Genomic DNA, 12,580 nt, shown 5'->3' on the forward strand with positions numbered 1-12,580 from the left:
CGTCCCTAGCTTTTCTTTACCCAGGCGGCCTGGAAAAGACGCACGCGACCAGCTTGTAAATTTTGCATCAGGTTTTTGCCCATCTGCACAAAACGTGGCCCGAAAATTAGCTGAGGGGTGAGGATCTGGGTCTGGCCACGGGCTTCACGCTCGGTATGTTTCTTACGCCAGGCCAGGGCCTCGTCAGTGACTTCTTCTTCAAAGCGGCACTCAAAACCGGTTTTTTCCAGAAGCTGACGTAATTCTGCCGGGGTTTTCAGATGGCTCTGCTCATCGGATTCCGCCCAGGGCACCGGATAATCCAGTGGCTCCTTGTTTTCACCCTTGAGAACTTCATGCAGCAGCAGTTGTCCGCCGGGTCTAAGCACCCGGTGGATTTCAGCCAGGCCCTGTTCCAGATCCGGCAGGTTCATCAGGGTATGCTGACTCCAGGCGGCAGCAAATTCCTCGTCTTCCAGAGGCAGTTGCTGGGCATCACAGCAGATAAACTGGCTGCGCGCATCCAGCCCCGTGGCTTGGCTTAGCCAGCGGGCGACTTCAATAAAAGGTGGGGTGATGTCCACGCCGACCAGCTGAACGCCATATTCAGCTTCCAGCAAGCGACTGCTACCTCCGGTGCCGCAACCGACATCCAGAATCCGCTGGCCGGGTTGCAATTCAGCCCGATCAGCCAACTGGCGGCTGGCTTTTCGCCCTCCCACGTGTAGCTGGTCGATCGCTGCCAGATCATCGGGGTTGAGCTGTTGCGGATTCAGGCCCTCGGCAATCAGGGCTTCTTTCAAGCGTTCAGCCAGGCTGTCATCAGCGTAGTGTTGACTTAAATCCTGAGAGGCAGTGGCTTTCATAACGGCAATATCCTTCACAAAGAAAAAAGGCAAGGCCGGGGGCCTTGCCTGCAAGCGATTAGACGCTCATGCACAGATACTTCATTTCCAGGTATTCCTCGATACCGTGGTGGGAACCTTCACGGCCGAGGCCGGAGGACTTGACCCCACCAAAGGGTGCCACTTCTGTGGAAATGATACCCGTGTTGATACCGACCATGCCGTATTCCAGGGCTTCAGCAGTAGTCCAGACACGGCTGAGATCCTTGGCATAGAAGTAGGCGGCCAGACCAAATTCGGTGTCATTGGCCAGACGTACAACTTCTTCCTGATCCTTGAATTTGAACAGGGGCGCGAGGGGACCAAAGGTTTCTTCCTTGGCCAGCTGCATTTCCTGGGTGGCACCGGTCACGATCGTTGGAGTCAGGAAGGTGCCGCCTTTGGGATGATCTTCACCCCCCGTGTAGAGGGTTGCACCCTTGCTCAGGGCATCTTCCAGGTGACGTTTAACCTTGTCGACAGCATTCTGGTCGATCAGGGGGCCCAGGTTCACGCCTTCTTCAAAGCCGTCACCGACTTTGAGTTTCTTGACCGCCTCGCTGAGTTTTTCGGCAAAGGCATCATAAACACCTTCCTGAACATAGATGCGATTGGCACAGACACAGGTCTGGCCTGCATTGCGGTACTTGGACATGATCGCGCCTTCCACGGCGGCATCCAGATCGGCATCGTCAAAGACAATAAAGGGCGCATTGCCACCCAGTTCCAGAGAGAGCTTCTTGATGCTGGGTGCACACTGTTCCATGAGCTTGCTGCCCACTGCAGTGGAACCGGTGAACGACAGCTTGCGAACGATGGGGTTGGCGCAGAGCTCGGCACCGACCTCACGGGATTTTTCGATATCCGCAGGCAGGATGTTGAGGATGCCATCAGGGATGCCTGCCCGCTTGGCCAGCTCAGCCAGAGCCAGGGCGGAAAAAGGGGTTTGCGGTGCAGGCTTGACCACCATGGCACAGCCAGCTGCCAGAGCGGGTGCAGCCTTACGGGTAATCATGGCTGCAGGGAAGTTCCAGGGAGTGATGGCCGCCGCTACGCCAATAGCCTGCTTGATCACCAGGATGCGCTTGTCAGCCTGGTGACCGGGCAGGGTTTCACCATTGACTCGCTTGGCCTGTTCGGCAAACCATTCCACAAAGGAGGCCGCATAGGCAATTTCACCCTTGGCTTCGGGCAGGGGTTTGCCCTGTTCCAGCGTCATGATGCGGCCCAGGTCGTCCTGGTGCTCCATCATCAGATCAAACCACTTGCGCAGGATGTTGCTACGTTCCTTGGCTGTCAGTGCCTGCCAGGCGGGCATGGCCGCTTCAGCTGCTTCGATGGCACGACGGGTTTCCGCTTGGCCCAGGTTAGGTACCTGGCCTAGCAGCTCCTGATTGGAGGGGTTGTAAATCGGGGTGGTTTCACCGGAATCCGCATCGACCCACTGGCCGTTGATCCAGGCTTGCTGACGAAAGAGGTTGGCATCTTGTAGTTGCATAAAATTCTCCTTGGAAATTTATTACCGAGTCTAGTCTCAGGTAAGTCCCCAGTGCAATCAATGGATTGCTGTTTTTGCGTGCTGGACTTTTCTGTAGGCTTCAAGCAGGCGCTCATGAGCTTGCAGACCACTGAGTCCAGGTGCGGGAGTAAAACCATGAAAGGTTTTCTTGCCTTCCAGCAGTTCCAGACACTGGTGAATTTCCTGCTGGCCAAAATAAGCCTCAAGAGAAGTCATGAAGTCCGAAGGTTGGGCCCTGGCCAGTTGTAACTCCAGTAAGCAGGCCAGACAGCGATAGTGCTTTTGTCGCTCCTGATGAAGGTGGCCAAATAGCAGCAGGCCGTTGATCAGGTCCAAGGCGCTTTCCAGTTCGCCCAAAGCCAGGCAGAGCATGGCCTTGAGTTCACCGACCCGCAGTTCCTTCCAGAAACTGGAGCCCCCTGGAGCCAAGCCGATCAGTGCGGCAACCGGTTGCTGGTCATTAAAGCCACTGTCTACCAGCAGATCCAGAAGCTCGGCCTGTTGCGGACGATCCAGTTCGGGCAGTTCCAGCAGAGCATCGCGCAACTCCAGCCCCTGGTTGTTGTTATCCCAGGTGAGGTCATCCAACGGGTAGATTTCCGAAAAGCCGGGGACCAGAATCCGACAGGCGGCAACGCCCAGATGATCATAATCGGCAAGATAGACCTGATGGCCCTCCTGGTGGAGCTGTTCAATCAGCCAGTCAAACTGCTCGCGGCTGGTGCCGGGAAAGTTCCAGTGGACAAATTCATAATCCGGTTGATCACCGATCAGGGGCCAGCCGACCAGGCCGCTGGAATCAATAAAGTGGGTTTCCAGGTTGTGAGGTTCGGCGACTTCATCAAGGTTCATCGTGGGGGCAGGAAAGACATCCAACTCATCCAGCGCCCTGCCTTGCACTAGCTCGGTCAGGGTTCTTTCCAGGGCCACTTCAAACAGGGGATGGGCCCCAAAGGAAGCAAAACAGCCACCATCTTCCGGATTTAAAAGGGTGATGTTAATGACTGGAAAACGACCGCCCATCGATGCATCCCTGGCCTGGACCTGAAAACCCGCGGCTTCCAGCGCCTGAAGACCTTCGACCACGGCCGGGTACTGCTGCAGAACGCTATCGGGAATCCGGGGTGGACAAAGGCCTTCACTCAAGAGGTGATTCTTTACGGCCCTTTCAAAAATCTCCGACAGGGCCTGAACCCGGGCTTCCCAGCAATTATTACCAGCGGCCATGCCATTGGAGACATAGAGATTGCCAATCAGATTGACCGGAAAATAGCAGGTTTGCTGATCGGCCTGGCGAACAAAGGGTAGGGCACAGATTCCGCGCTGTGGTGAGCCGGAGTTGATATCCACCAGGTTGGCAGCCTCCAGCTGCTGGTTTTGCTGATAGATTTCAAGACAGTGAGCATCCAGCAGCCCTGCGGGCAAACCCTCTGGCGTGACTTCAAACCAGCGTTCCTGAGGATAGTGAACGAATTCGCCGGCAGCTATTTCCGGCCCCAGCCAGAAATCAGCCCAAAAGTAGTTGCAGCTGAGGCGTTCGAAAAACTCACCCAGCGCCGAAGCCAGGGCTGCATCCGCTGAGCGACCCTTGCCGTTGGTAAAGAGTTGAGGGCAATCCTTGTCCTGAACATGAACCGACCAGACCTGGGGTAAGGGGTTGAGCCAGGAAACCGCTTCGACCTGGAAACCCTTTTTTTGCAGTTGCTCCTGCATAAAGGTCAGGGTTTCTTCCAGAGGGAGATCCTTGCCGGGAATTCGTGTTTTTGTGGGGGTGGTTTCAGCCATGAGAGGTTAGCTTCTAAGTAAATGAGGAATCAGAATAACAGGCCCTATCTGGCCTAGCCAGGATTTCCAGGTGGTCAACGGGCTTGTCAAGTGTCCACAGGTAAAAAAATGGTTTTTTTGCTTCTGGATAACTCGGGTTAACTTCCGGTTAAGTCTTTTCGAAAACAAAAGAAGGCTTGCAGTCATGTCAAGCCCTTTACTTGGGGTTAAATTAAAATATCTATAAAAATCAATGACATGAAATATTATGCTGAGTGCAGCAGGGTTCTAGGGCAGTCATTGCTGGCCTGGTTGGTGTGTTTTTAGACAATCTGTCATCAGCCTAGAAGTAATGGGAAATAGCGACGCTTGTTAGCGGGTTTTTAACAGAGTTATCCACAGTAAGTGTGCATAACTTGGTTGCTCGAAGGTCTGAAATTCAGGCAAAAAAAAGGGGCAGATTTCTCTGCCCCCAGTGCGATAACGGCACTCAAGTCAATCGACGAACAAAAACAATTACCAGCCACTCGCCAGGGCGAGGGGTAGGTTTTCCTGCTGATAACGCTGAGCAGCCCAGCGTACTGCAAAATCCCTGTCTTCCAGCAGAGATTCGGCAAACTGTTGATCCAGGTCCGGGCGCTTGGCCAGGGTCATGCGGATGGCCGCTTCTTCATCATTGCTGAGTCGCTGCATCCCGGCAAAGCTGGGGTTGCCCTTGCGAGCCAGCATCAAGCGCACCTTGGGGTCAGGGTGCTGGCTGAGTTCGTCAGCAATATCCTGCGGCAGACGCGAATGTTGAGCCAGCGCAAAAGCCAGATCGGGGCGTTGGTGGAAAATACGTTTCCAGGCTTCATCGGCAAGGGCGTGCTGAAAGGCCAGTTCCTGCTGTAAGGGGTCCTTGCTATCGAGAAGTGCGATGAGCTGTTTTTCAGTGATCATTAAGCCTCCTGAAGCTTGATCGCTAAATGCTATAGACCAAAGTATAGTGACTTTGTAGTCAAATTACAAGACTGCTTGGTCACGCAAGACCTTAGAGGTAGGACCGTCGTTAATCTATTAAGTTTGATATATCTTATGTCAATCATTCGATGAGCATTTTTTATGCGAGGCAAAAAAGAAATAATAAAAAGTAAACAATGAAGAGGGAGATACCATGGATTATGGTTACCGTTTACTGGTGGCTGCTTCGGATGCGGATGAATTTCCACTGTTCTGGAAGCGACTCGTCGCCAAGCAAATGGAGTTGGAGGCTGTTTCACAGGCTGCCCAACTCTGGGAAAGACTGGATGCCCGGGAATATGACCTGCTGATCTTGTCAGAAGGTTTACAAGGAGAGGAGTTTGAAGAGATCCTCTATCAAGCCTGTCACCACCTGCAATTACCCGTTTTAGTCCTGGCTGAATCCAAGATTACCGCCTTGACCGCACTGGAATGGCGGGCAGAAGAGGTGGTCTGGAAGAATGTCGGCCCCTATGAGTTGGAATTAAGAATATGCAAGTGTCTTGAGCGGCTTGCAGGCCAGCAGGAAGGCGCTAAGGAGGTTAATAGGCAGGAGGTCCTTTTTAGTGGTTACACGCTAAAGCAAAGAGAACGCCAGCTTCTGCATCCTCAGGGTCATGAAATTTCCTTGACCCGGGCTGAATTCGATCTTTTGAAGATCTTGGTCCAGGCTCAGGGAGAACCCCTGTCAAAAAAGCAGTTGAGCCTCACTCTGGGTGAGGACTATCAGGATACCAGCCCGGAAACCGTGGCCGTATTGATTCACCGTCTACGCAAAAAAATGGGCAGCAAAACTGCGATTCAGACCCTCTCCGGTGTGGGCTATCGCATTCAATTTACTCCTGCATCCGAGATGCAAAAGGCTCTCGCGCCACTACCCTGAACCAGGGCTTCTGGCCTACAGGTAAAAGAGAGGAAAAGCCTTCCGCGCGACTTAAACGGGTAGATGTTTCCTCTCTTTTACAGGTGTTTTCGCAGGAAGGATTTTTTAGCATTTTTTGCTAGTCAAGCGACCCTTGATAGGTTAGATTTGCGCGCATTATTCATCCTGGGAAAAGGTAGGCCGTGCCCATGAAATTTCGCTTTCCTGTCGTCGTCGTCGATGAAGACTTTCGCTCGGAAAATATTTCCGGTTCCGGCATCCGTGACCTGGCCGAAGCCATTGGCAAGGAAGGCATGGAAGTCGTGGGTTATACCAGCTACGGCGATCTGACTGCTTTTGCCCAGCAGGCCAGTCGAGCTTCCTGTTTTATCGTTTCTATCGATGACGAGGAATTTGGCGATCAGGGTGAAGAAGGCGTGGACAAGGCGCTGGATCAGATTGGCCGCTTTATCAGTGAAGTGCGCAAGCGCAATGAAGAAATTCCTATCTTTCTTTATGGCGAAACCCGGACGTCCCGGCATATCCCCAACTCCATCCTGCGCGAGCTGCATGGTTTTATCCATATGTTCGAGGATACGCCCGAGTTTGTTGCCCGGCATATTATCCGTGAAGCCAAAAAATACCTGGATGCGCTGGCACCTCCGTTTTTCACGGCGCTGATGGATTACGCCAGTGATTCCTCCTATTCCTGGCACTGCCCCGGGCATTCCGGCGGGGTTGCCTTTTTGAAAAGTCCGGTCGGGCAGATGTTCCACCAGTTCTTTGGTGAGAATATGCTGCGCGCCGATGTCTGTAATGCCGTGGATGAGCTGGGTCAATTGTTGGATCATACCGGCCCGGTAGCAGACAGTGAGCATAATGCCGCGCGTATTTTCGGCTGTGATCACCTCTTTTTTGTCACCAATGGTACCTCCACCTCCAACAAGGTGGTCTGGCATTCCACAGTGGCACCGGGGGATATCGTGGTGGTGGATCGCAACTGCCACAAATCCATTCTGCACTCGATCATCATGACCGGGGCTATCCCTGTTTTCCTGATGCCGACCCGCAACCATTACGGCATCATTGGCCCGATTCCCAAAAGTGAATTCTCTGCCGAGGCGTTGGAGCGCAAGATTGCCGAGAATCCTTTTGCCCGAAATGCGGTCAACAAAAAGCCGCGCATCCTGACCATCACCCAGTCCACCTACGATGGCATCCTCTATAACGTCGAGGAAATCAAAAAGGTACTGGGTAATCGCATCGATACCCTGCATTTCGATGAAGCCTGGCTGCCGCATGCTGCTTTTCATGAATTCTATGAAAACATGCATGCTATTGCCGATGATCGCCCACGCTCGGAAGAAACCCTGGTCTTTGCCACCCAGTCGACCCATAAGCTGTTGGCGGGTCTCTCCCAAGCGTCCCAGATTCTAGTGCAGGACAGTAAAACCCGTAAGCTGGATCGTCATCGCTTTAACGAATCCTATTTGATGCACTCTTCCACCAGCCCCCAGTACGCGATTATCGCTTCCTGTGATGTGGCTGCTGCCATGATGGAAGAACCCGGCGGGCGGGCACTGGTGGAGGAATCCATTCATGAAGCCATCGATTTTCGCCGCGCCATGCGCAAGGTGGATCAGGAGTTTGGGGCCAATGACTGGTGGTTCCAGGTTTGGGGGCCGGACAAGCTGACCGAAGATGAAGGCATCGGTGATCGTGATGACTGGGTGATTCATGCCGGGGATACCTGGCACGGTTTCGGGGATATCGAGACCGGCTTCAATATGCTCGACCCGATCAAATCCACCATTATCACGCCGGGGCTGGATGTGGATGGCAAGTTCGACGACCAGGGGATTCCGGCTGCGATTGTCAGCAAGTATCTGGCCGAGCATGGCATCATCATTGAAAAGACGGGTCTCTATTCGTTTTTCATCATGTTTACCATCGGCATCACCAAGGGCCGTTGGAACTCCATGGTGACTGAACTGCAGCAGTTCAAGGATGATTATGACCGTAACCGTCCGCTTTGGCGGGTGATGCCGGAGTTTGTCAGCAAGCATCCCCACTATGAAAAAACCGGCTTGCGTGATCTCTGTGATGCCATTCATCAGGTCTATCGTGAATATGATCTGGCTCGAATCACCACGGACATGTACCTGTCCAAGATCGAACCGGCCATGCTGCCAGCCGATGCCTGGTCAAAAATGGCCCATCGCCAAATCGAACGCTGCCCGATTGATGAGTTGGAAGGCCGGATTACTGCCATGCTGGTGACCCCCTATCCACCGGGCATTCCTCTGCTGATTCCCGGTGAGCGCTTCAATGCCAGCATTCTGCGTTACTTGCAGTTTGTGCGGGATTTCAACCAGCGCTTCCCCGGTTTTGAAACCGATGTGCATGGCCTGGTTTATGAAGAAGTCGACGGTGTGGAAGGCTACTACATTGATGTGGTGAAAGAGGACGGCTAGTTAAAAAGCCCAGGCTCCCGTTAACCGGCGGGAGGCCTGGGCTCTTCTTTTCTGTACAAGACAGTTGCTGTCAATTCGGGTTGGTATACTGATTGCTCATCAGTTGGCCGGACCACTTGGCTCGCAAAATTGCATTGCTGTCTTCAACCTGATTGCGGTCCCAGAAGCTGAAGCCAAAGTTTTCACGGTGGAAAAAGGGACCCACATGTCCACCCCAGAAGCCTTCACTGCCTAAGTACCGGCAAAAGCCGCGTGACCATTTGATTGACCAGGGGATATTCGACTTGGGGGCACTGGTAACGCCTTCTGCGCCCTGGGTGGCACTGCAGCCAGCATGGCCTTCGGGCAGATAAGCGGCTTGGTCTTCCAGATCAGGGACAAAAGTGGCTCCACAATGGGCATTGTTGCTGTCCTGGCAGGGACCATAGGCCGAGCCTTCGGTGCCGGGGTAGTCCGCATCCCACTGGGTAGTGTATTTACGCTGCTGCCCCCAGAGTGCTCGGGCAAAAAGGCAGTGATCTTTTTTTACCTGACGCTCTTCACTGGTATAGCCCACCAAGGCCCTGACATGATTGATCGCTATCCGGTGCCATTCATCCACTTCTGCTTTGGTGGGATTGCGGTTGTCGGCAAAAGGCTGGTTTTCATAAAAGACTTCACGAATACCCCGGATGGTATCACCGCTGGGGCAGATGGCCTGGGCAAATTCTGATTGCGTCATGGTGGTGGGGTCATAGGTCGTGCCATCCCACTTGGCTGCTTCCCAATCTGCGTCACTGATCCAGCCGACGCTATCCGGATCGTGAGCGGTATTGGTCGTGCCGGAAAAGGGTTTGCTGTCGAAGGTGCTCCAGTCAGCCTGGTTGGGCGTGTACTGATTGCTGGGTTGACTGCTGCTGGTGGAATCACTGCCTGAGCTGTCGCTGTCGAGGCAGCCACTGAGTGCCCAGCCGAACAAACCAATACACAACAAGGGTTTCAAGGAAGAAAAAGGCATAAGGCTCCGGTTATTACAAGCAAAAAGAGGAGGCTGGGCAGAGGGTGCGCCAGTGATTTGCAAGAAACGGGGCGCAAGAGCCGCTCTGCAGCAGATGCCACCTCACCAGTAGGTGAGGTGTTCAAGCCATTACTCTAGCTGAGATGCGCTAAGATAACCAGAGGTACACCCTTCCCTGGGTGGTCGTAATCAGATGATTTGCTGTTGCTTGAGGGCTTCCAGCAGGTGGGTTGCAGGCGTCGAGGCATCCAGTGTCAGGGGTGAGGAGGCTCCCCCCAGCTGTGCCTGGAGTTCCTTCTGGTCTGAAGCGCTGGCCGTGATGACCAGGAAGCCCTTGCCGGCCAGGAGTTGTTCCAGAGCGTCCTGCTGGCGCAGTAATTCCTTGTCCAGTTCATCCTCGTAAATCACCAGAGCCAACCGCCCCTGATCAAAGAGGCGTCTTTCCAGTTCCTGCTGGAGCTGACGTCTGCTTTCCGGGGTGCCGCCGGTGATTTCTACCTTACCCGCTTGAGGTCCCAGGCGTGCGGATCTTTCCTGGGCCGTGACCGCTTGCAGCTGCTGATCATGACTGCTTTGGGTTTCTTCACGCACCATGCCAGCAGCCAGGGTGGCCTGGTTGATACGATCGATGAGGATAAAGCTGCCGGTTCCCGGAAGCTGGTTGTAGGCATCGACCGCCAGGGGTTGATCCAGCTGCAGCTCGACTCGGGCGATTTCATTCAGTTCCAGACTGCCTGCCGGGATTTTTTCCAGAGTATTGACCTGGGTTTTGTAGTGTACGGCTGTCACCCGGGCATTGACCTGGTTGCTGCCCAGTTTCATCAGGTAGTTCTTGCCCGGAACCAGAGGCTGTTCTGCCATCCATACCAGTTCGGCCTGCAAGTGATCGGTTACCTGGGGCTCTTCGCCCTTGCGGACCAGAAGATCACCGCGGGAGATATCGATTTCATCTTCCAGCGTCAGGGTAATCGCCATGGGGGCGTAGGCTGCTTCCAGTTCACCTTCATAGGTCACGATGGAAGCCACCCGGCTGGTTTGTCCGGAGGGCAGAACCCGGATTTCATCACCGGGGCGGACTTCACCCGAAGCCAGGGTGCCGCAATAGCCACGAAAATCCAGATGCGGGCGATTGACGTATTGCACCGGGAAACGCAGCGGCTGGTGGCGGGTGTCCGCGCGGGTATCCACGCTTTCCAGCAGTTCCATCAGGGGGAGACCCGAGTACCAGTTCATTGCCTCGGAAGGACTGACGACATTATCCCCCTTGAGGGCTGACAAGGGCACGAAATCCACCTGAGGCAGGTTGAGATCACGGGTGAATTCCAGGTAATCCTTACGAATTTGATTGAAAACCTCTTCGCTGTAATCGACCAGATCCAATTTGTTGACGGCCACTACCAGGTTTTTGATGCCCAGGAGGGAAACCAAAAAGGTGTGACGACAGGTCTGTACCTGAACACCCTTGCGGGCATCGATCAGGATAATGGCCAGTTCGCAATTGGAGGCACCAGTGACCATGTTGCGGGTGTACTGTTCATGGCCGGGGGTATCGGCAATGATGAATTTACGCCGGGCTGTAGAGAAATAACGATAGGCAACATCAATGGTGATGCCCTGTTCGCGTTCAGCCTGAAGGCCATCGACCAGCAAGGCCAGATCCACGGCTTCGCCGGTGGTGCCGCTGGTTTTACTGTCTTTTTCCAGGGCTTCCAGCTGATCTTCGTAAATCATCTTGCTGTCGTGCAGCAGACGACCGATCAGGGTGGATTTGCCATCATCAACACTGCCGCAGGTCAGAAGACGCAGCAACTGCTTGTCTTCATGCTGCTTCAGGTAGGCATGGATGTCTTCAGCAATAAGTTCAGATTGGTGGCTCATTAGAAATAGCCCTCCATTTTCTTCTGCTCCATCGAGCCCTTGGCATCCTTGTCGATCATGCGGCCCTGGCGTTCAGAGGTGGTGGTCAGCAGCATTTCCTGGATGATTTCGGGCAGGGTCGCCGCTTCGGACTCGATTGCACCGGTCAGTGGGTAGCAGCCCAGGGTGCGGAAGCGCACGGATTTCATTTCGGGTTTTTCGCCTTCGTCCAGAGGCAGGCGGTCATCATCCACCATGATCCAGGTGCCATCACGCCAGACGACCGGGCGTTCAGCAGCGTAGTAGAGAGGGACGATGGGAAGGTTTTCCAGCCAGATGTACTGCCAGATATCCAGTTCCGTCCAATTGGACAGGGGGAAGACACGAATACTTTCACCTTTTTGAACCTGGGTGTTGTAGAGATTCCAGAGTTCGGGACGCTGATTCTTGGGGTCCCAACGGTGGTTTTTGTCGCGGAAGGAGAAAATCCGCTCCTTGGCGCGGGATTTTTCCTCATCACGGCGGGCACCGCCAAAAGCAGCATCAAAGCCGTACTTGTCCAGAGCCTGTTTTAGGCTCTGGGTTTTCATAATATCGGTATGCAGGGCCGAGCCGTGAACCATGGGGTTGATGTTCATATCCACCCCTTCCTGGTTGATGTGCACGAGCAACTCCATTCCGGCTTCCTTGGCCATGCGGTTGCGGAATTCAATCATCTCCCGGAATTTCCAGGTGGTGTCCACGTGCAGCAGGGGAAAAGGAGGCGTGCCGGGTGCAAAGGCCTTGCGGGCCAGGTGCAGCATGACGGTGGAGTCCTTGCCAACCGAATAGAGCATCACCGGATTATCAAAGCTGGCAGCCACTTCACGAATGATGTGGATGCTTTCCGCCTCCAGTTGCTTGAGGTGGGTAAGCCGCTCAGGTGCTGGCTGAGGCATGGGATAAACTCCTGTTGATTCTGAATGTCAGGGATTATGCCTGCGTCTTTTTGAAACCAAAAAGAATATATGTGAATTTTGTAATAGCTTTTTGGGATATGGGTGTCTTTCGATCTGGTTATATTAAAATTATAATTGAGTATTTTATGTTATATAGAAGAGGCGTTAACCTTGCACCCACTTGCTGCTGGTGACGCTGCTGACTTGACCTGAGCGATGGGGGCGCGTAAACACTCCCTGACACTTCTGGAAGAGAGGTGATCGGACTCCTCGATCAGCTTCGAGTCTCTTTCCAGTTTGCCCACAG

At 53.8% G+C, this 12,580-nt stretch carries 9 protein-coding genes; 2 read left to right on the top strand and 7 right to left on the bottom strand.

Features of this window, described 5'->3' with window-relative positions; translation table 11 throughout:
- Nucleotides 1-5: 5 nt before the first annotated feature.
- The 4 genes from DFK18_RS08425 to DFK18_RS08440 all read right to left on the bottom strand — a co-directional run bounded on the left by DFK18_RS08425 (nucleotide 6) and on the right by DFK18_RS08440 (nucleotide 5,085).
- Nucleotides 6-845 carry a class I SAM-dependent methyltransferase gene (locus tag DFK18_RS08425; RefSeq protein WP_114417820.1) on the bottom strand — a complete coding sequence of 280 codons (840 nt, stop codon included), beginning with the start codon at nucleotides 843-845 and terminating at the stop codon, nucleotides 6-8.
- Between the two features lie 58 nt (nucleotides 846-903).
- Nucleotides 904-2,361 carry an NADP-dependent succinate-semialdehyde dehydrogenase gene (gene gabD, locus DFK18_RS08430; RefSeq protein WP_114417821.1) on the bottom strand — a complete coding sequence of 486 codons (1,458 nt, stop codon included), beginning with the start codon at nucleotides 2,359-2,361 and terminating at the stop codon, nucleotides 904-906.
- A 57-nt stretch (nucleotides 2,362-2,418) separates the two neighbouring features.
- The gene (ycaO, locus tag DFK18_RS08435) at nucleotides 2,419-4,167 is read right to left on the bottom strand and encodes a 30S ribosomal protein S12 methylthiotransferase accessory factor YcaO (RefSeq protein ID WP_114417822.1); all 1,749 of its coding nucleotides are present in this window, start codon (nucleotides 4,165-4,167) and stop codon (nucleotides 2,419-2,421) included.
- A 495-nt stretch (nucleotides 4,168-4,662) separates the two neighbouring features.
- Nucleotides 4,663-5,085 carry a hypothetical protein gene (locus DFK18_RS08440; protein WP_114417823.1) on the bottom strand — a complete coding sequence of 141 codons (423 nt, stop codon included), beginning with the start codon at nucleotides 5,083-5,085 and terminating at the stop codon, nucleotides 4,663-4,665.
- A 214-nt stretch (nucleotides 5,086-5,299) separates the two neighbouring features.
- On the opposite strand from DFK18_RS08440, the gene DFK18_RS08445 reads away from it, so the two are divergent.
- Together DFK18_RS08445 and DFK18_RS08450 are read left to right on the top strand one after the other, a co-directional pair.
- Entirely contained in the window at nucleotides 5,300-6,028 is a 729-nt protein-coding gene (locus DFK18_RS08445; RefSeq protein ID WP_114417824.1) for a winged helix-turn-helix domain-containing protein, read from the top strand.
- Between the two features lie 188 nt (nucleotides 6,029-6,216).
- On the top strand, nucleotides 6,217-8,481 hold the full coding sequence (locus DFK18_RS08450; RefSeq protein ID WP_114417825.1) for an arginine/lysine/ornithine decarboxylase: 2,265 nt from the start codon (nucleotides 6,217-6,219) through the stop codon (nucleotides 8,479-8,481).
- Nucleotides 8,482-8,551: 70 nt separating this feature from the next.
- Here the strand turns inward: DFK18_RS08450 and DFK18_RS08455 are convergent, their stop codons facing one another.
- The 3 genes from DFK18_RS08455 to cysD form a co-directional block, all read right to left on the bottom strand.
- Nucleotides 8,552-9,478, bottom strand: a complete 927-nt coding sequence (locus tag DFK18_RS08455; protein ID WP_178006183.1) for a hypothetical protein — start codon at nucleotides 9,476-9,478, stop codon at nucleotides 8,552-8,554.
- 189 nt (nucleotides 9,479-9,667) lie between these two features.
- The gene (cysN, locus tag DFK18_RS08460; RefSeq protein WP_114417826.1) at nucleotides 9,668-11,356 is read right to left on the bottom strand and encodes a sulfate adenylyltransferase subunit CysN; all 1,689 of its coding nucleotides are present in this window, start codon (nucleotides 11,354-11,356) and stop codon (nucleotides 9,668-9,670) included.
- A complete protein-coding gene (cysD, locus tag DFK18_RS08465) occupies nucleotides 11,356-12,273 on the bottom strand; it encodes a sulfate adenylyltransferase subunit CysD (protein WP_114417827.1) in 918 nt (305 codons plus the stop codon). Before cysD ends, cysN begins: the two co-directional genes overlap by 1 nt.
- Nucleotides 12,274-12,580 lie beyond the last annotated feature (307 nt).

This window comes from Marinospirillum perlucidum (assembly GCF_003336805.1).
Taxonomy (GTDB): domain Bacteria; phylum Pseudomonadota; class Gammaproteobacteria; order Pseudomonadales; family Halomonadaceae; genus Marinospirillum; species Marinospirillum perlucidum.